This is a genomic window from Rhizobium sp. CF122 (assembly GCF_000282035.1).
In the GTDB taxonomy this organism is placed as follows: domain Bacteria; phylum Pseudomonadota; class Alphaproteobacteria; order Rhizobiales; family Rhizobiaceae; genus Rhizobium.
In genome coordinates this window covers 15,921-34,211 of the sequence record NZ_AKKA01000119.1, presented here as the reverse complement: position 1 = coordinate 34,211, position 18,291 = coordinate 15,921, and the positions used below count along the sequence as shown (strand labels likewise).

The 18,291-nt window shown below is 61.0% G+C and carries 16 protein-coding genes and 1 pseudogene; 6 read left to right on the top strand and 11 right to left on the bottom strand.

The genetic code is table 11. The features are described from left to right. Positions 1-112 precede the first annotated feature (112 nt). Together PMI09_RS27215 and PMI09_RS27210 are read left to right on the top strand one after the other, a co-directional pair. Entirely contained in the window at positions 113-1,291 is a 1,179-nt protein-coding gene (locus PMI09_RS27215; protein WP_007801966.1) for a GGDEF domain-containing protein, read from the top strand. A gap of 189 nt (positions 1,292-1,480) precedes the next feature. Beyond that, positions 1,481-2,017: a glyoxalase superfamily protein gene (locus PMI09_RS27210; RefSeq protein ID WP_007801964.1), complete on the top strand. Its 537-nt coding sequence runs from the start codon at positions 1,481-1,483 to the stop codon at positions 2,015-2,017. A 39-nt stretch (positions 2,018-2,056) separates the two neighbouring features. Here PMI09_RS27210 and PMI09_RS27205 read toward each other — a convergent pair whose 3' ends face one another. Next, positions 2,057-2,545 (bottom strand): anthrone oxygenase family protein, encoded by a 489-nt coding sequence (locus tag PMI09_RS27205; RefSeq protein WP_443216208.1) that lies wholly within the window; start codon positions 2,543-2,545, stop codon positions 2,057-2,059. After that, positions 2,542-3,366: an NmrA family NAD(P)-binding protein gene (locus tag PMI09_RS27200; RefSeq protein ID WP_007801961.1), complete on the bottom strand. Its 825-nt coding sequence runs from the start codon at positions 3,364-3,366 to the stop codon at positions 2,542-2,544. Before PMI09_RS27200 ends, PMI09_RS27205 begins: the two co-directional genes overlap by 4 nt. Before the next feature lie 97 nt (positions 3,367-3,463). Here PMI09_RS27200 and PMI09_RS27195 point away from each other — a divergent pair, with 97 nt between their 5' ends. After that, the gene (locus PMI09_RS27195; RefSeq protein WP_007801958.1) at positions 3,464-4,114 is read left to right on the top strand and encodes a TetR/AcrR family transcriptional regulator; all 651 of its coding nucleotides are present in this window, start codon (positions 3,464-3,466) and stop codon (positions 4,112-4,114) included. Between the two features lie 48 nt (positions 4,115-4,162). Here the strand turns inward: PMI09_RS27195 and PMI09_RS27190 are convergent, their stop codons facing one another. Further along, entirely contained in the window at positions 4,163-5,434 is a 1,272-nt protein-coding gene (locus tag PMI09_RS27190) for an MgtC/SapB family protein (protein WP_007801956.1), read from the bottom strand. 240 nt (positions 5,435-5,674) lie between these two features. Between PMI09_RS27190 and PMI09_RS27185 the strand changes: the two genes are divergently transcribed. Next, positions 5,675-6,364: an orotate phosphoribosyltransferase gene (locus tag PMI09_RS27185; RefSeq protein WP_007801954.1), complete on the top strand. Its 690-nt coding sequence runs from the start codon at positions 5,675-5,677 to the stop codon at positions 6,362-6,364. Positions 6,365-6,454: 90 nt separating this feature from the next. After that, positions 6,455-7,381 (top strand): carbohydrate kinase family protein, encoded by a 927-nt coding sequence (locus tag PMI09_RS27180; RefSeq protein WP_007801952.1) that lies wholly within the window; start codon positions 6,455-6,457, stop codon positions 7,379-7,381. 1 nt (position 7,382) lies between these two features. Here PMI09_RS27180 and PMI09_RS27175 read toward each other — a convergent pair whose 3' ends face one another. From PMI09_RS27175 to PMI09_RS27165, 3 genes are all read right to left on the bottom strand, one after another. Then, a complete protein-coding gene (locus PMI09_RS27175) occupies positions 7,383-8,183 on the bottom strand; it encodes an alpha/beta fold hydrolase (protein WP_007801951.1) in 801 nt (266 codons plus the stop codon). A 120-nt stretch (positions 8,184-8,303) separates the two neighbouring features. Then, entirely contained in the window at positions 8,304-9,929 is a 1,626-nt protein-coding gene (pgi, locus tag PMI09_RS27170; protein WP_007801948.1) for a glucose-6-phosphate isomerase, read from the bottom strand. A gap of 138 nt (positions 9,930-10,067) precedes the next feature. Next, positions 10,068-11,768, bottom strand: a complete 1,701-nt coding sequence (locus tag PMI09_RS27165; protein ID WP_007801946.1) for a long-chain fatty acid--CoA ligase — start codon at positions 11,766-11,768, stop codon at positions 10,068-10,070. 246 nt (positions 11,769-12,014) lie between these two features. Here PMI09_RS27165 and PMI09_RS27160 point away from each other — a divergent pair. Then, a pseudogene (locus tag PMI09_RS27160) lies at positions 12,015-12,401 on the top strand (PRC-barrel domain-containing protein); the annotation flags it as partial. 118 nt (positions 12,402-12,519) lie between these two features. Here PMI09_RS27160 and PMI09_RS27155 read toward each other — a convergent pair. From PMI09_RS27155 to PMI09_RS27135, 5 genes are read right to left on the bottom strand one after another with little or no spacing between them, the layout of a single operon-like run. Further along, positions 12,520-14,970, bottom strand: a complete 2,451-nt coding sequence (locus PMI09_RS27155) for a glycoside hydrolase family 2 protein (protein ID WP_007801942.1) — start codon at positions 14,968-14,970, stop codon at positions 12,520-12,522. A gap of 9 nt (positions 14,971-14,979) precedes the next feature. Then, positions 14,980-15,375, bottom strand: a complete 396-nt coding sequence (locus PMI09_RS27150; protein WP_007801940.1) for a glyoxalase superfamily protein — start codon at positions 15,373-15,375, stop codon at positions 14,980-14,982. A 47-nt stretch (positions 15,376-15,422) separates the two neighbouring features. Further along, the gene (locus PMI09_RS27145; RefSeq protein ID WP_007801938.1) at positions 15,423-16,172 is read right to left on the bottom strand and encodes an ABC transporter permease; all 750 of its coding nucleotides are present in this window, start codon (positions 16,170-16,172) and stop codon (positions 15,423-15,425) included. Then, positions 16,169-17,113 (bottom strand): ABC transporter ATP-binding protein, encoded by a 945-nt coding sequence (locus PMI09_RS27140; protein WP_007801936.1) that lies wholly within the window; start codon positions 17,111-17,113, stop codon positions 16,169-16,171. The genes PMI09_RS27145 and PMI09_RS27140 overlap by 4 nt, the downstream gene beginning before the upstream one ends. Then, complete coding sequence (locus tag PMI09_RS27135; protein WP_007801935.1) at positions 17,110-18,276, bottom strand: ABC transporter permease; 1,167 nt, start codon at positions 18,274-18,276, stop codon at positions 17,110-17,112. The genes PMI09_RS27140 and PMI09_RS27135 overlap by 4 nt, the downstream gene beginning before the upstream one ends. Between the last annotated feature and the right edge of the window lie 15 nt (positions 18,277-18,291).

Genomic DNA, 18,291 nt, shown 5'->3' with positions numbered 1-18,291 from the left:
CATCGCTGATCTAAATGCATGAATTTTTAACGAAATAAGTAAGACATTCGTCATAGCAGACCCGTAGGCTTTGCACGAATGGGGGCGCGACGGCCATCGCGATTTCTAAAGCATGACGCTTGATTACAATTCCCTTTTGATGGCGCTTGCTGTCTCGACCACGTGTCTTGCCCTTACGTCGCTGGGCAGTTGGTTTGTGCGCCGCTCCGAGACTTTTCTTTTAACCTGCACTTTGGGCCTCGTTCTCATCGTCAGCGGCATCATTGCTTACGGCATGTATGTCGATGATCCGGTGGTGGTGTTTGCCGTTGTCTCGTTCGTACTTTTCCATGCCGGCTTTGCAACTGTCTGGGGCGCCGGTTGCCAGTTTCGCACTGGCGGACTGGCGCTGCGAGCCACCGTCGCCTGCGCCCTGGTGGCAATGCTCGTTTCCATTCCTCCGCTGTTGATCGGTTATGATGGGCTCGCATTTATCGCCGAAAATGCGGCGATCGCTGCCATGCTCTTCGCTACCGCCTATCAGTATTGGCGGGCGCGGCAAGAGGCGCCGGCGCCTCTGACCGGAATTACCGTCCTCTATTGCCTGACGGCGATTTCCTTCGTCCTGTGCGCGGCCGTCCTGATCGCCGATGGAAAGATGGAGCTGGGCGTTGCGCCGAGCAATTGGGCCGAGGATCTGAGCCTTGCGATCTGCATCGCCAGCATGACCGGCATCGGTGCCCTGTCGCTGGCACTTCACCAGTGGCGGCTCGCCGCGCGGCACCGTCTGGATGCCATGACGGATCCGCTGACCGGGCTCGTGAATCGCCGTGCGCTTTTCGATCGCTACGGGCAGGGTCTGATGGGATCGGCAACCGCAGTGCTGATCTTCGATCTCGATCACTTCAAGTCCATTAACGATACCTTTGGGCACGCCGGAGGCGACCGTGTACTGAAGGTTTTCGCAGCTGAGCTCGCGGCGAATTGCAGAATCGGTGATACCGCCGCGCGCCTCGGCGGCGAGGAGTTTGCGCTGGTTGTGAAAGAGATCATGCCTGGCCGCGCCGAAATGGTGGCCGAGCGCATCCGCAAAGCTTTTGCCGGCCGCGAGATCTACCTCGACGACGAAACACTCACATGCACGGTCAGTGTCGGTGTCGCGCCGGGGCGCTCCACGCCGATGGATTTTGACGCCATGCTGAATGCCGCAGACAAGGCGCTCTACGCCGCCAAGCGCGCGGGCCGGAACCGAATCGAGCTCGCAAGCCATCTCCATTCTGTGCCGGCGGGTGCGGCTCGCACCGGCTCTTGATCGAAAAACTCAGCTCGCCTATTGTCGCCGTCGGCCGGATGCGGCCAGCCGCCCCGCGGCGCGAAAGCGCGATGGTGAATGCATCCAGATATATCCTTCACATCCCTTGCCGTTTGGCGATTGATGGCGAACGGGTCAGCAGACGCGGGCACTGATCATCCTGTTTGCCGCCAACGTAAGGAATGAATCATGCGCGATTTTCGCGACGCCAAACTCATGGCGAAAGCTCTGCGGCAGGCTCTGGCTACCCGCGACATAGACTTCACCCATAGTGAAACCCTGGAGATCGTTGCCCGGCAGTTCGGGTTCGATCAGTGGAATATCCTTTCGGCCAAGCTTGAAGAGCAGGAAGCGGCAACGCCCGCGATTGCCATTCAGCCGCCGATCCCGATTTTCCGCATCTTCGACGTCGACAAGGCGAAGGAGTTCTATTGCGGATTTCTCGGCTTCGCGCTGGATTGGGAGCACCGCTTCGGCGATCATTTCCCGCTCTACTGCCAGGTGTCGAGAAGCGGCATGATCCTGCATCTCAGCGAACATTCCGGCGACGCCAGCCCCGGCGCCCGCGCCTTCGTGCCCGTCACTGGTGTTCGTGTCTTGCAGTGCGAGCTCGCGGCCAAGCAATATCGCTACATGAAGCCCGGCCTGCAGGAGGCGCCCTGGGGCCTCGAAATGGAGGTAATCGACCCCTTCAATAACCGGCTCACCTTCTGCGAACGGATGTAATGTCGCCAGGCGGGAGGAGGTATCCCCTCCCGCCTTATTTCACACGAGCATCAAGGCGCGCACGAAGGCGATCGAGGCGAGGAGCGAAGCAATCGTCCTCACGTGGTTCCACCAGGTCCAATCCTTGAGGTAGGCCGTCCAGAGCGCGGTGGCCTCGGCGCCGCTGCCGCTGACTTTCGCCAGCGCGTCGTTCATCGGCACGTTGAAGACGATCGTGGAGAGGAACGATGCAAAGACGTAAAGCACTGCGCCGGAGAGCATCCAGACGCTGACGCCACCGCGCCAGTTGAAGAACGCGACGGCAGCGATCACGAGGCACAGGACCACGGTCGGTACGAAAAGCAGCATGAAGGGCGAGCGCACGATCGTGACATTGATGGAGTTCATCGCCGCTATGCCCTGTTCGGTGGGAATGCGGGCGAACGACGTCATGATAAAGGTTGAGAAGGCAAAGAAGATGCCGGCAACAAGGCCGCTGCCGATCGCCGCAGCCGCCAAAGCGATACTGAGAACAAGTGTCATTGTCATACCCTCCACGTTCCATTGGCAGCAGCATCGCGTGCATAGTCGCCGAAATCTTTGGCGGGGCGGCCGAGAATTTCCGCGACCCCATTCGCAACCCGCGAATTTCTGCCATCAAGCACCTGCGTGAAGAGCTCTTCGAGCAGGTCGATCATGTCTTTCGGCAGCCCAGCGGCAGCAAGTCCCTCCTTGAACTCTGCCATGGATATCTGCTGATAGGCGATATCCCTGCCGCATGCTTCAGCGATCTCGGCGACCGCCTCGCGGAAGGTTAGCGCGCGTGGACCGGTCAGTTCGTAGGTCTTGCCAACATGGCTGGCATCGGTTAACGCCACAACGGCCGCGTCGGCAATGTCGTCGGTATCGATGAAGGGTTCCTTCACAGCACCCGCCGGAAGGGCCAGTTCGCCTGCAGCGACCTGCTCGGCAAAGGCGCCTTCGCTGAAATTCTGGCAGAACCATGATGCTCGCAGAATAGTGTAGTCGATGCCGGACGCCTTGAGCGCCTCCTCGGCGCGCTGCGCACCCTCTTCGCCGCGGCCCGACAACAGGACGATATGGCTAAGGCCGCAGTCGATCGCTGTGCGGGCGAGCGCACCAATCGCATCAGCGGCCCATGATACGGCAAGGTCAGGCTGGAAGCTCACATAGGCGCTCTTTGCGCCGGCGAGCGTCGCGGCCCAGTCTGCCCGCTTTTCCCAATCGAATGGACGCGCGCTGGAACGCGAGGCAAAGCGGAAGGTGAGCCCTCGCTTCGCCAGCTGGTCTGCGATGCGGCCGCCTGTCTTGCCCGAGCCGCCGATGACGATGATTTCGGAATTCTGCATGGGACCACTCCTCCGGTTTAAATAAGAGAAAGTCTCTCATTTGCAAAATGAGATAAACTCTCCTATTTTATTCGTCAAGTGAAAAATGGAGAGTGGAATGGGCGAAGAGGTTGCCGTTAGGCGCAGAAGACAGCCGGAACCGACCGGCCAGCCGCGCCGGATTCCGCAGCAGAAGCGCGGCCGGGAGCGTTTCGAGAAGATCCTTTCGGTGGCGCTGGAACTGATCGAGAAGAATGGCAGCGATGCGCTGAGGATGAGTGAGATCGTTGAAAGGGCTGAGCTATCCTTCGGGGCGCTCTACCAGTATTTCCCGGACAAGAGTTCGATCATCCGCACACTTGCCGAACGCTTCAACGAACAGGGCAGGGCTTGCGTCGGGGCTGAGCTTGCAACGGCGACGGATGCCGCAACGCTGCGGCAGGCGCTCTGCAACATTGCCGACCAGTACTACGGTTTTTTCCGGCAGGAGCCCGTGATGCGCGACATATGGGTCGCCACCCAGGCTGATCGGTTGCTGCAGGAGGTCGATGGCGAGGACATGGAGTTTCACGCTCAGGCGCTGTTTTCCGTTCTCGCAAAGCTGGAGCCGGAACGTAGCAAGGGCGAGCTTCTCGCCATTGCCAGGCTTACCATGCAGCTTCTGGCAGCGGCCGTTCGTTACGCGATTTCACTGGATGATGCGGACGGACGGGCCACGATTGCGCTTTATCAGCGGATGCTGCCCGCCGATATCGCACGAATATCGTAGGCGCTGGATCCACGCTTCTTTTTCTGGGCTCGCGTTGGTGCAATCGGCTCAGGCAGGCAGAAAGCTGCGCGCCGCGAAATAGCCTACGGCGCCGAGCACGACCGCCACCGCCGACGCTTCGCCGAGCGCCATCGCGTATTCCCGCCTCCCGGCCGTGAAGGCAAGCACCACCTTCGTCACCGTATTAACCGCGACGGCGATCAGGATGACATCGGCCGCCGTCGTCACGTCGATCGTCGAGCCTACGAGGCGTACGGTGGAAAGCGTGATGGCATCAACATCGACGAGGCCGGAGATCGCCGCCACGACGAAGAGCGCGGATGGCCCGACATAGTCGATCGCCATCTTCGACACGAGGCTGATGAGACCGAGCAGCGCCGCAAAGGAGATGACGGTCTTGAGCTCGAAGGGGTTTTTCAGGTCGATCTCCGGCGCCTCGGTCGCAGTCTTGGAACGCCACACCGAGAACAGGCCGGCCGCCATGAAACCGATGATCGCCGGGACGAGCGCGGACGCGAGCGGCGCCAGCATGGTGAAGGAGAGGGCGCTGGCGATGACGAGGACGCGCGCATAGGAGAGGGCGCCGGCAATACCTGCGCCTGCCGCAAGGTGCCGTGCACCCTCGGGCGCTTCCGCCGAATAGCGGGCGAAAGACAGCGTCAAGGCGGTCGACGAGACAAGCCCGCCGGCAGCCCCCGCCAACAGAACGCCACGGCCGGTGCCCATCAATCGAATCGCCATGTAGCCGGCAAAAGACAGGGCTGCGATGGTGATCGTCAACAGCCACAGCGAGTAAGGATTGAGCGCGCCCCAGGGATCGAGCGCCTCGTCCGGCAGCAGTGGCAGTGCAATCACGGTCATCGCAAGCAGCAGCAAGGCGGAGCGGAGTTCAACCCACGTTAACCCTCTAAGAAAGCCGTGCAGGCTGTGGCGAGCCGCAAGAATTGCTGTCGTTGCGACGCCGCCGGCAGCCGCGGTAACGATGTCGCCGACGGCAGCCAGAACGCCGAGCCCGAACACCACAAGGGCGGCCACGACCGAGGTGATGCTGTAGTCTTCGTCCTCCTTCGTCTCCTGCCACTTGCCGGCGATGTAGATGAGACCCAGAAGCACCGCGATTACTGCAGGCAGAAGGGGGCCGGTCATGGACTGAAGTGTTCCAGCTATTGCGCCGAGAAAGCCGGTGAGACCGAAGGTGCGGATACCCGCCGTCCTGCCGCCCGCGCGAACCTCGCGTTCCTGCCAGCCCCGCTCGACGCCGACGAGCAGGCCAATGGCAAGTGCGACGCCGAGGCGCTGGAAAACTTCGATATGGTCCATGGCATGACGATATCGCCGCCGCGCGGGCGCGCAAGCGCAAATGTCTGAAAGAATTGATGCATTGCGCGCCGCCGTGCCCTCGAACGCGGTTCTCTCAGCATTTCTTGTGCGGCGGCGCGCGGGCATTGTTCGATCACCAGGGCGTTTTTGCCATCATTCTCGGCATGGAACCACTCGCTGTTCTGGAAAACTGACCCGCTTGCTGCTATTGGCCCATAAATTTGACCAAAGGAGAGAGCGATGATCCAGACGACATTCACCGACCGCGCAGTCATGGCGGAACTCGTTGCGAAGATGCTCTGGGAGATCAAGGCGGTGCACTTCAACGCTGCCCAGCCCTACAAGTTCGCCTCCGGTATGGCGAGCCCCGTCTACATCGATTGCCGCAAGCTTCTGTCCTTCCCGCGCGTCCGCTCGACCGTGATGGACTTTGCCACCAGCGTCGTGTTGCGCGAGGCCGGCTTCGAGCAGTTCGATTGCGTGGCCGGTGGTGAAACCGCTGGCATCCCCTTTGCCGCACTGCTCGCAGATCGCCTCAGCCTGCCGATGATCTATGTGCGCAAGCAGCCGAAGGGTCACGGTCGCAACGCGCAGATCGAAGGCAACATGCCGGAGGGCTCGCGCGTCCTCGTCATCGAGGACCTGACGACGGCCGGCGGCAGCATGTTCAAGTTCATCGATGCTGTCCGTGCCGCCGGTGGTGTGGTCGATCACGGTATCGCGCTCTTCTACTACGGCATTTTCGACGAAGGCGCCCTGCGCTTTGCCGACGGCAAGGTCAAGCTGCACTACATCGCCACCTGGCGCGATGTGCTGGCGGTCGCCAAGGCGCAGAAGCTGTTCGACGAGAAGACATTGAGCGAAGTGGAGGCCTTCCTTGATGCGCCCCTCGCCTGGTCGGGACGCAATGGCGGCATTTCATCACTTTGAATGAAGAATTGCGTCGCGGCGCTTTGCTTTTGCCACGAAATTATCTAATCGATTTGAACATCGATGGATCGTAATGCTTGGGAGGCCGGAATGATTTTGTGCTGTGGCGAAGCGCTGATTGACATGCTGCCGCGGGAGACAACTCTCGGCGAGAAGGGCTTTGCGCCGTACGCCGGGGGTGCGATCTTCAACACGGCGATCGCGCTCGGACGCCTCGGCATCCCAACGGCCTTCTTCACCGGCCTCGCCGACGACATGATGGGCGAGATCCTGCGCGATACGCTGAAGGCGAGCAATGTCGACTTCAGCCTCTGCGCCATCACCCCGCGCCCGTCAACTGTCGCGTTCGTCAAGTTGGTCAACGGCCAGGCGACCTATGCTTTCTACGATGAAGGCACGGCCGGCCGCATGATCACCACCGACGATCTGCCCGCACTTGGCGACGATTGCGAAGCATTGCATTTCGGCGCGATCAGCCTCATCCCCAGCCCCTGCGGCGAGACCTACGAGGCACTGCTCGACCGCGAGTGCGACAAGCGCGTCATTTCGCTGGATCCCAACATTCGCCCCGGCTTCATCAAGAACAAGGAAGCCCACATGGCGCGCATCAAGCGCATGGCGTCCAAGTCGGATATCGTGAAGTTCTCCGACGAGGACCTGGAGTGGTTCGGTCTCGAGGGCAGCCACGACGATCTCGCCGCCTACTGGCTGCAACAGGGCGTCAAGCTTGTCGTCATCACCAAGGGTGCGGAAGGGGCGTCCGGCTACACCAAGGAACGCAAGGTCACCGTGCCGAGCGAGCGCGTCACCGTCGTCGATACCGTTGGCGCGGGCGACACTTTCGATGCCGGCGTGCTCGCCTCGCTGAAGATCGACGACCTCCTGACCAAGGAAAAGGTTGCCTCGCTCAGCGAAAAGGCTCTGCAGAACGCCCTTTCGCTTGGCGCGAAGGCCGCCGCCGTCACGGTCTCGCGCGCCGGCGCCAATCCCCCATGGGCGAAAGAAATCGGCCTCTGAACTATAGGCGATCGAGAAAGGCGAGCACTTCGCGGCTGAAGTGCTCCGGCCGCTGTAGCGGTGCGAAATGGCTGACCTCTGGTAGGAGGATCAGCTCGGCGTCGGGAATGCTGCGTGCCAGATAATCGGCATGCTCACGCTTGATGAACTCGTCGTTCTCTCCAAGCACGACCGCGACCGGCACCTTCATGCCGGCGAGGTCGGCGGCCGTGTAGTTCGGCTCGCTGGCCATCATCTTCGACACGTCGGCCACGAAGCCATCGAAGGCATCGGGCGTGGCGGATAGCGCCTGATAGTCCTTACGATGGCGACTAAAGCAACGATCGATCATGGGTGTCGGCTTGAATTCAAGCGTGCCGCTGGGATCCATGTTGCAGGCGAAGAAAAACACACCGGAAACCCGCTCCGGCCGCTTATCGGCGAGGATCAGCGCCGTGCAGGCACCGTCGCTCCAGCCGACGAGGGCGGCTTTCGCGAGCGCCAGCCGATCCATCACCGCAAGCGCGTCGTCTGCCATCTGGGCATAGTGAAAAGGACGTGGGTCGCGCGTGCTGCGGCCGTGTCCGCGACTGTCGATGACGACGACCTGTCGGTCGGCAGCAACAAGTGCTGGCACCTGATATCCCCAGTTCCCGGCATTGCCGAGTCCGCCATGCAGCAGGATGACGGCGGGGCCGGAGCCATAGCTCTCATACCAGATGCGAGCACCGTCGTTTTCGACGAAGCCAGCACGAGCTGCGGTGGGCAGCGGCGCGGCACCCTTCGCTTCGAATGTTGCCAGCTCGTCGTCTGTTTCGATCATGCGTCTCTCCCATCGAACACTGCAGTAAAGACGAAGAAATGTAGCCCGGTTCGACTGCTTCAAACAAAAAAGCTCGCCCACATGACATGGGCGAGCTTTTGAATCGCTTTGTGCGAGCGCTTACTTGGCGAGCTTCGCCAGTGCAGAAACGAGCCCCTGCGTCGAGGAGTCGTGTCCGTCAGCGCTTTCCTTGCCTTCGACGACAGGCAGCAGGCCGGTCGCCAGTTCCTTGCCGAGCTCAACGCCCCACTGATCGAAGGAGTTGATGCGGAAGAGCACACCTTCAACAAAGACTCGGTGCTCATAGAGCGCGATCAGGCGACCCAGCGCATAGGGCGTCAGCTTGTCGTAGACGAAGGTGATCGACGGGCGATTGCCGGTGAAGACGCGGTGCGGTGCGATGAAATCGGCCTTTTTGTCGTCCATGCCCTTGTCGGTCAGCTGCTTCTTCGCCTCTTCGAAGGTGCGGCCCTTCATCAGGGCTTCGGACTGGGCGAGCACATTTGACATCAGAAGCTGGTGCTGGTGGCGCAGATTTGGCTCGAAGGCGTTCGCCGCGATCATGAACTCGGCCGGGATGACGCTCGTGCCCTGGTGGATGAGCTGGTAGAAGGCGTGCTGGCCGTTGGTGCCGGGCTCGCCCCAGACAACCGGACCGGAATTGCCTTCAACCGGCGTGCCGTCGATCGTCACGCCCTTGCCGTTCGATTCCATGTCGAGCTGCTGCAGATAGGCCGGGAAGCGCGACAGGCGTTGGTCGTAGGGCAGGACCGCACGGGTCGGGTAGCCGAGTACATTGCGGTGATAGTAGCCGATCAGGCCGAGCAATATTGGCAGGTTCTGGGTGATCGGCGCCGTGCGGAAGTGGTTGTCGACGGCATGGGCGCCCTCGAGAAACTTGATGAAATTGTCCGGTCCGATCGCGATCATGATCGGCAGGCCGATCGCCGACCACAGGGAATAGCGACCGCCGACCCAATCCCAGAAGCCGAAGACGCGTTCGCTTTCGATGCCGAAGGCCGCGACCTTGTCGAGCGCAGTCGAAACGGCAGCGAAATGATGCTGAACGGCGGCCTCACCGAGCGCGTCGGCGATGAACTTGCGCGCCGTCTGTGCGTTCGTCATCGTCTCCACGGTGGTGAAGGTCTTGGAGGCGACGATGAAGAGCGTCGTCTCGGGCTGAACGAGCTTCAGCGTATCGGCGATATGGGCGCCGTCGATGTTGGAAACGAAATGCGCGCGCGGACCGTCGTGGAAAGGCGCCAGCGCCAGCGTCGCCATGACCGGGCCGAGGTCGGAGCCGCCGATGCCGATATTGATGACGTCGGTGATCGCCTTGCCAGTCGCGCCCTTCAGGCTGCCGGAGCGGATGCCGTCGGCAAACTTGCCCATGGCGGCAAGTACAGCGTTGACCTCAGGCATGACATCCTTGCCGTCGACCAGCACCGTCGTATTGGAGCGGTTGCGCAGAGCAGTGTGCAGGACGGCGCGGTTTTCGGTGAAGTTGATCGCCTTGCCGGCAAACATCTCGTCGCGCTTGGCTTCGACGCCGCTCGTTTCCGCGAGCTTGACCAGGAGAGCCAGGATCTTGTCGTTCACGGCCGTCTTGGAATAGTCCATCAGCAGGTCGTCGAGCGACACGCTGAAGTGCGAGAAACGCTGCGGATCGGCGGCAAAGGCGGCGCGCAGATCGGTCGCTTTGGTGGCGGCCGCAGTGCTCTTCAATTGTTCGACGATGGCATTCATGGGAGGCTCCTTTGCAGGGCGAGAGGGTCGCGGAAACTATTCGCTTTGTAGGGCGCAAATCAAGTTCGGCGACCTGTCGAAACGCAAAAAAGCCATCCGAACAAACGGATGGCTCTCAATTTCACGCAACCGTCAAACTTAACCGCGCAGATCCTTGCGCAGGATTTTTCCGACCGGTGTCTTCGGCAATTCCGTGCGGAATTCTACGAAGCGCGGGCGCTTGTAATTGGTGAGATTCGCGGCGCAATGCGCCTTGACGTCCGCCTCCGTCAGCGCCGGATCCTTGCGCACCACAAAGAGTTTCACTGCCTCGCCGGAGTGCCCGTCGGCAATGCCGACCGCCGCGGCCTCGAGGATGCCCGGATGCATCGCGGCCACTTCCTCGATCTCGTTCGGATAGACGTTGAAGCCGGAGACGAGGATCATGTCCTTCTTGCGGTCTACGATCTTGGTGTAGCCGCGTGCATCCATGAAGCCCATGTCGCCGGTGCGGAAATAACCGTCCGGCGTCATCACGCGCGCCGTCTCCTCCGGCTTGTTCCAGTAGCCAGCCATCACCTGAGGACCGCGTATGCAGATCTCGCCGATTTCGCCAAGCGGAAGCGAATTGCCGTCTTCGTCGCGAATGTCGAGCTCGGTCGATGGGATCGGCAGACCGATCGAGCCAGTAAACTCGGCCGAATCGAAGCGGTTTGCCGTTGCCACCGGCGACGTCTCGGAGAGGCCATAGCCTTCGGTGATATGGGAGCCGGTGATCTTCATCCACCGCTCCGCAACCGGCCGCTGTACCGCCATACCGCCGCCAAGCGACATCACCATGGAGGAGAAGTCGATCTTGGCGAAATCGGCGTTGTTCATCAAGGCGTTGAAGAGTGTGTTGAGGCCGGGGAATATGTGGACCTTGACCTTGCCGAACTCCTTGACGAGCGCCGGAATATCGCGCGGGTTGGCAACGAGGATGTTGTGCGCGCCGAGCGACATGCCCATCAGCGAATTCACCGTCAGCGCAAAGATGTGATAAAGCGGCAGGGCACAGAGAAAGTTCAGCACTTCTGGCCGCTGCTTCTTGTCGAAAGCCGATTGCAGCCAGAGTTCCAGCTGGAGCTTATTGGAGAGCAGGTTCTTGTGCGTTAGCACTGCGCCCTTGGCGATCCCCGTGGTGCCGCCCGTGTATTGCAGGAAGGCGATATCGTCGCCCTTGAGGTTTGCCGGTTTCAGCGCCTTGCCGGCGCCTTCGGCCAGAACCTGCTTGAAGGTTTTGTGCTGCGGGATGGACCAGGATGGAACGAGCTTCTTCACCTTGCGCACGAGTAGATTGACGATCAGACCCTTGGCGCCCAGCATTTCGCCGAGCGAGGTGACCACCACATGGCGCACATCGGTTTTCACAAGTACCTGCTCCACGGTGCGGGCGAAATTCTCCAGCACGAAGATCGCCTTGGCGCCCGAGTCGCGCAGTTGGTGCTCCAACTCGCGCGGCGTGTACAGCGGATTGACGTTCACTGCGACAAGGCCAGCGCGCAGGATGCCGTAGACGGCGACGGGGTTCTGCAGCACATTCGGCATCATGACGGCGACGCGGTCGCCCTTTTCGAGGCCGAGGCCCTGAAGCCAGGCTGCGATCTTCCGCGTCTGGCTTTCAAGCTCGCCATAGGTCAGCGTCTTTCCCATGCTGGAGAAGGCGGTACGATTGGCGTAGCGCGCACAGGATTTTTCGAGCAGTTCCGCCAGCGATTCGTATTCCAAAGGCGGCAGCTCGGCCGGCACGCTGTCGGGATAGGTCGCAAGCCAGGGCTTTTGGGGATTCGCACCGCCTGGATGGACGGAAATGCTGTTCATCGTGTCTCTCTCCCTGTCGCCGCCGGCCGGTCCTACCGGCAAAACCGATTGGACGATCCTCCATCTTCCAACACGGCAGCTTATGTCATCGCCTGAACGGTTCAAGCTGAGAATAGAGTTACACTAACCTTGACGTAAACGTCAATAACGCTGCGGGGCTGGTTGTTGTGACTAAAGGGAACCTCGAGTTCGGGCAGCGTCTTTCAACTGTGGACCAACCACGAGGAACGAAAAAGGAGGTGCAGGATGCTGCATCAGGACGCTGACACGACCCGCCGTGACCCGAATGTAGAGGATACGCCAACGCTGATTGCGAGCGACCGCGTGGAAGGCACCCGAGTCTATGGCGCCGATGGCAAAGACATCGGCTCGATCGAACGGTTGATCCTCGGCGAGCAGGATGGGCGCGTTGCCTACGCCGTGTTGAGCTTCGGTGGCTTCCTGGGCATCGGTCACAATCACTGTCCGCTGCCGTGGGAAAAGCTGACTTACGACACACAACTGTACGGCTACCGCATCGACCAGACGAAGGAAAAGATCGAAGGCGCGCCGAGCTATGCGGATGATGACGACACTTGGTACAAGGATAATGGCCGCGTTTATGACTATTACGGCGTGCCGCCCTACTGGATGCAACGTCGTCGGCGCCCGCGGTCTATCTATCGCGCGTATATCCGCTGCGCCAGAGCGCGCTTTATGGCGCTTGGCGTCGTAAAGCGACTTGGATGGGCGCCGTGCAGACGGGGCCTTTTCAGTTTGTGGCAACGAGGTCGTTGGCCGAGCGCAGCACAGCGCCAATGGTGATATCGCTTGCCGAGAGCGCCGTTGCAGTCCGCAACGTGAATATGTGGCTTTCGCCCGGAAGTAGCGTTACCAGCATGGAATCGACGACGGCATCAGGATCGAGCCGATCTGACATCAAGCAGAGATCCTTCAGGAACGTCACAGCTGTTACTTTCACTTCATAGCCATCCGCGGAAGGGCTAACCTCGATCGATGCCTGCGGCGCCGGCAGCTTCAGGTCGACATCCTCGACGAAGTAGTGGAAGGCACGGCGGTCGAGCATCTGCACGACGATGAGCTCATCGTTTGCGTTGTCTGGCGTTGCGATGTCAGCCGGCAGCGGAAACGCCTTCGCTTCGAAGCGGTCGCAGAGCAGTCGCCAGAACTCGAATTCGGCCAGCACTGTTCCGTCAAGCCGCAGGCGCTTGCCTGAAATCTTCGCACGCCAGAAGAGGGTACGCTCGTTGACTGCCACCGCCGCCAGTCCGCTGCTGCGCGGCTGGATCGTCAGCAGCCTCGGATCGAATGCCTGTTGCATGGCATACCAGAGCGGCTTGCGGCGTCCGGCCGAATCGAGCGCCGCCCAGGAGGTGACCGGCCAGCAATCGTTGAACTGCCAGACGACGGCGCCTTTGCAGACAGCGCGGTGTGAGCGCATGTGCTCGATCGCGAAGCGGATGGCGCGCGCCTGGTTGAGCTGTGTGGCGAAATGCCAGTCGTCCATGGTCCGCGGCACCGGCAGATGCCCGGCGAGCCCGCGGATCAGCTTGTCGTTGCCTTGCGTCGCCTTCTGATGGTGGAAAACGCCATTCGAGGTCGGTGTCAGCGGCGTATCGTGGACGCTTTCCTCGATCGTCGCCCAGTTGGGTGGTGCCTGCCAGCCGAACTCTGAGCAGAAGCGTGGGATGTAGTTGCGATAGACCTCGTAGCCGACGTCATTCCAGACATCCCAGATATGCTTGCAGCCATGTTCATCGGCGTTCGGCTCGATCTCCATCGTCCCGGAGTAGGGGCTGCCTGGATAATACGGCCGATCCGGGTCCAGCTCAGCACAGAGTTTCGGCAGAACATCGAGATAGTAGCCGAGCCCCCAGCTCACTCCATCCTTGATGATCGGACGCCAGCCCCACTCGTCGAAGCCCCAGATATTTTCGTTGTTGCCGTTCCAGACGATAAGCGACGGGTGCGGCATCAGGCGCATGACGTTGTCGCGCACCTCCGCTTCGACCTCACTGCGCAAGGGCTCTTCTTCGGGATAGGATGCGCAGGCAAACAGGAAGTCCTGCCAGACGAGCATCCCGGCGCGGTCGCAGGCTTCGTAGAACTCGTCGCGCTCGAATATGCCGCCGCCCCAGACACGCAGCAGATTGATGTTCCCTGCTTTGGCCTCCTCAATCCGGGAAGTATAGCGCTCTGCGGTCACCCGCGATGGGAAGCAGTCGTCCGGAATCCAGTTCGCGCCGCAGAGGAAAAGTGGGACGTCGTTGACAACGAAAGTAAATGCGGAGCCGTGTTCGTCGGGTGCGGTATCCAGCCTGACCGAGCGGAAGCCGATCTCTTTCGAATAGCTGTCAAGTAAGTCATTGCTTACGCTATCGCGCAGTTCAATCTGCAACGGGTAGAGCGGTTGTGCGCCGAGATGATGCGGCCACCAGATCTGCGGGGCAGGGACAGTCAACCGAAACTCGATCTCATCTGCTCCCTCCACGAACTCGGCGACATGGCTGATGCCGGCAATGCTAGCGACGATCTTCGCGCCCTCGCCGGCGTGGCGCTCGACACGTGCTCGCACCGTCACAAGCCCGTCGTGGCCGGCAAGCGTTGCCGAAACCCGCGTTTCTGCAAGCCGAGCCCGTTCCCAGCTTTCCAGCCGCACCAGCTTCCAGATCCCCGCGGTTACCAGCGTCGGTCCCCAGTCCCAACCGAAGTTGCAGGCCATCTTGCGCATCAGGTTGCCAGGGCCGGGATAGTTGTTCGGCCGATAGCCGTAATGCGCCTCCATCTCGGCACCGTATGCGTATGCCGAGCGAAATGCCACGACGAGCTCGTTCGAGCCCTGCTTCAGTCGCTCCGAGACATCGTAGCGATAGGTGCGATGCATGTTGAAGGTTCGGCCGAGCTCCTCGCCGTTCAGGACGATCGTCGCGACGGTATCGAGGCCGTCGAACACCAGTTCGTGGATTTTTCCGGCGTCCGGTGACGCGTCTAAAGTGCAGCGATAGGTCCAGTCGTCCTTGCCGATCCAGTCGTTGGTGATCTCGTTGATGTCGAGATAGGGGTCGGGGATCAGCCGGGCGGCCAGAAGGTCGAGATGTACGCAACCGGGCACTTTTGCTGGAATCTCAGCCGGCAGGTCGCGTCGACCTGTAACGTTGCAGGAAAGAGTCCAGCCCCGGTTTAGTTCGGTCTTTTCGATCATGGGAAACTCTTAGAGATAACGGCCGTGGCGTTGCAGGACTTCGATCTTGTAGCCGTCGGGATCGGTAACGAAGAAGAACAGCGCCAGCAGTTTGCCGTCGCGATTGAGTTCGACGATCTTGCCGGGGTTCAGGCCCGCTTCCATCAGGCGCTTATGCTCGATCTTCACTTCCTGGACGGAGAGGGCAAGATGCCCATAGCCATTGCCGAGATCATAGGGTTCAGTGCGCCCCTTGTTGACCGTCAGCTCCAGCTCGAAGCCGGTTTCGTCGTTGCTCATGTAGATCAGGGTGAAGGTATCGAAGTCGATGCGATCGGCGACTTTGAGGCCGAGAACCTTGCCGTAGAACTCGACCGAGCGCGCCTCGTCGAGAACGCGGATCATGGAGTGAATCATCTTGGCCAAGGCTGCCTCCCGTTGCCGATATCACGGCAGCCTTGGTAGCCGCCGCCTCAGGCCGGGCGCAAGCCAATTCTTTGCGTGATGGCGTTTTCGACAAGCCCCATCGCATCATAGATCAGCACTGCCATCAGGCCGACGATCAGACCACCTTGCAGGATGAAGGCGGTATTGTCGGAAATCAGCCCGGCGATGATGACTTCGCCAAGGCCCTTGGCCGCCACCGTCGAGCCGATCGTCGCGGTACCGATGTTGATGACGGTCGCAACCTTCAAGCCCTCGAGGATCAGCGGCAGAGCAAGCGGCAGTTCCACCTGAAAGAGCCGCTGTCTGCCATTCATGCCCATGCCATCGGCGGCATCAAGCACGGAGGGGGAGACCTGCTTCAGGCCGGAGACGGTGTTCTCGAAGATCGGCAGCAGGCCATAGAGAAAGAGGGCGATCAACGTCGGACCGGCACCGAAGCCGGTTGCTGGCACGGCCAAAGCGAGCACCGCGACCGGCGGAAAGGTCTGGCCGGCATTGGCAATCGCCCGCGACAACGGCAGGAAGTCTTCGCCGCTCTTGCGGGTGACGAAAATGCCGCCGAGGATCGCAAGAACGGCGCTGCCCGCGATCGAGATCGCCACAAGAAAGAGATGCGAAGCGGCAAGCTGCGGAAGACTGTTTTGCGTGTAGACGGCCGGCGCATTGTTACTCGTCAACGGCACGAGCAGGAAAGACAGCCACTCCGTCCTGAACAGGAGGATCAGCAGCAACAGCAGTGCGACGACGCGGAAGAGGTTCGCGAAGACGTGTTTCATGCCTTACGGCCCAGTTCGAGCAGCCGCGTTATCGAGATCGAGCCGATAGGCGCCCTGTCGCCATCCTGAACGGCGGCTTCGTCGACGCCTTGCCAGATCATCTCGGCCAGCGCGTCGCGCAGGCTGAGCGATTGTGGCAATGTGTAAGCCAGGCCTGACTTCGCCGGCTCCATGCTCTCCTTCAGTGGCAGCAGCGACATCAATTTCAGTGCCCGGTCGGAGGTGCCGGTCAATTGCTGCACGAAGGGATCGGCCGGCTCGGTCAGGATCTTTTCCGGGGTCGAGCATTGCAGCAGCTTGCCGACGCTCATCACGGCGATCTGGTTGCCGAGGTGGAAGGCCTCGTCCATATCGTGCGTGACGAGGACGACGGTCGTACCGAACTGCTTCTGGATCGCGAGGAGATCGTCTTGCGCCTTGCCGCGGATGACAGGATCGAGCGCGCCGAACGGCTCGTCCATCAACAGCAGTTCCGGTTCCGCCGCCAGCGCTCGCGCAACGCCGACGCGCTGCTGCTGGCCGCCCGAGAGCTGATGCGGATATTTCTCGGCGAAGGTCGCCGGATCGAGGTTGAAGAGGCCGAGCAGTTCCTCGACGCGGGCTTTGATTTTTACCGTGTCCCAGCCGAGAAGCTGCGGCACCGTCGCGATGTTCTGTGCGACCGTCCGATGAGGAAAGAGGCCGTGGCCCTGGATCGCATAGCCGATCTTGCGGCGCAGTTCCGTCACTGGCACATCCATGATGTTCTGCCCGCCAACGAAGATCTCACCCGCGGTGATCGGCACGAGACGGTTGATCATCCGCATCAGTGTCGATTTGCCCGAGCCCGAGGTACCGACGATGACGGTGATCGAGCCCTTCTCGACATCCATCGAGACATTGTCGACGACGGTTGCCGCTCCGTAGCGCTTGGTAACGTTCCTGATCTCGATCATGCTCATGCGGCGGATCCCCGTATGCTGTCGATGACCGCATCGAGGATGACGGCCGAAGAAAAGGCGAAGAAAACGGTCGGCACGGCGCCGAGCAGAACGAGATCCATGGCTGTCTGGCCAAGCCCCTGGAAGATGAAGATGCCGAAGCCGCCACCGCCGATCAGCGCTGCCACCGTCACCAGACCGATCGCCTGAACGAGGACGATGCGAATGCCTGTCAGGATGACGGGAAAGGCCAGCGGCAGGTCGATGCCAGTGAGGATCTGGCGGCGCGTCAAGCCCATCCCCGCCGCGGCGTCGCGGACCGAGGGATCAACACCCTGCAGACCGACGACCGTGTTGGCGACGATCGGCAGCAGCGAATAAAGGATGAGCGCGATCAGCGCTGGCGCAGCACCGATGCCGCGAATGCCGATCGAGGCAGCCGCCGGCACATGGGTCGCGAGATAGCCGAGCGGCAGCATCAGAATACCGAAAAGCGCAAGGCTCGGGATCGTCTGGATCAGGCTGAGACCCTGTAGCACTGCGGCACGCAGCTTCGGAACCCAGAAACACAGGATGCCGAGCGGCAGGCCGATGACGATTGCGGTCGCCAGCGAGCCGAATGCGAGCAGCAGATGGGCCAGCGCCTCGGTCCAGAATTGCGCGGATCGGGTCGCGAATTCCTTCATGATCGAGAGATTGTCGAGCAGACCCGACGTGAGGAAGATTCCGAGCAGGCCGGTGTAAGCCGCAAGGGCTGCAATCCGCATCCACGGAGTAAGCCTGATCTTGACGAGCGCGTCCGAGATGATGAGCCCGATGACCGCGAACAGCACCCAGAATCCGCCGCCAGGCGTCATGCGTGCGGCATTGCTGTTCGGTGGTGTGAATACCGCGGCCGCAAGCCCGATCGTCGCAAGCAGCGCCGCAAAGCAGAGGGTCGCGATCACCAGCCGCAGCAGCGCGTTCTGCAGAAACAGAACGGCCAGTGCGGTGACGATTAGGAGGATTGTCAGGATGATGGCGGACGGCTGGTTCAGAAGCTGCATCAGCAGCATGGGCTTTCCGGCGGCGATGCGGTTTGCCTTCACATAGATGAAAGGCAGGAGCGCAGTTGCGACGATGCCGGCCGTCACCAACACCGCGCCGAGCCGGTCCAGCTTGCGGACCGCTAAGGTTTCTTCCATCGATCCATCCCTGTC

Coding starts and splice junctions, on each gene's coding strand:
- pgi (WP_007801948.1), bottom strand. CDS start 9,929: ATGAATGCCATCGTCGAACAATTGAAGAGCACTGCGGCCGCCACCAAA.
- PMI09_RS27135 (WP_007801935.1), bottom strand. CDS start 18,276: ATGGAAGAAACCTTAGCGGTCCGCAAGCTGGACCGGCTCGGCGCGGTG.
- PMI09_RS27180 (WP_007801952.1), top strand. CDS start 6,455: ATGATTTTGTGCTGTGGCGAAGCGCTGATTGACATGCTGCCGCGGGAG.
- PMI09_RS27205 (WP_443216208.1), bottom strand. CDS start 2,545: ATGACAATGACACTTGTTCTCAGTATCGCTTTGGCGGCTGCGGCGATC.
- PMI09_RS27140 (WP_007801936.1), bottom strand. CDS start 17,113: ATGAGCATGATCGAGATCAGGAACGTTACCAAGCGCTACGGAGCGGCA.
- PMI09_RS27185 (WP_007801954.1), top strand. CDS start 5,675: ATGATCCAGACGACATTCACCGACCGCGCAGTCATGGCGGAACTCGTT.
- PMI09_RS27165 (WP_007801946.1), bottom strand. CDS start 11,768: ATGAACAGCATTTCCGTCCATCCAGGCGGTGCGAATCCCCAAAAGCCC.
- PMI09_RS27195 (WP_007801958.1), top strand. CDS start 3,464: ATGGGCGAAGAGGTTGCCGTTAGGCGCAGAAGACAGCCGGAACCGACC.
- PMI09_RS27215 (WP_007801966.1), top strand. CDS start 113: ATGACGCTTGATTACAATTCCCTTTTGATGGCGCTTGCTGTCTCGACC.
- PMI09_RS27145 (WP_007801938.1), bottom strand. CDS start 16,172: ATGAAACACGTCTTCGCGAACCTCTTCCGCGTCGTCGCACTGCTGTTG.
- PMI09_RS27200 (WP_007801961.1), bottom strand. CDS start 3,366: ATGCAGAATTCCGAAATCATCGTCATCGGCGGCTCGGGCAAGACAGGC.
- PMI09_RS27190 (WP_007801956.1), bottom strand. CDS start 5,434: ATGGACCATATCGAAGTTTTCCAGCGCCTCGGCGTCGCACTTGCCATT.
- PMI09_RS27155 (WP_007801942.1), bottom strand. CDS start 14,970: ATGATCGAAAAGACCGAACTAAACCGGGGCTGGACTCTTTCCTGCAAC.
- PMI09_RS27210 (WP_007801964.1), top strand. CDS start 1,481: ATGCGCGATTTTCGCGACGCCAAACTCATGGCGAAAGCTCTGCGGCAG.
- PMI09_RS27175 (WP_007801951.1), bottom strand. CDS start 8,183: ATGATCGAAACAGACGACGAGCTGGCAACATTCGAAGCGAAGGGTGCC.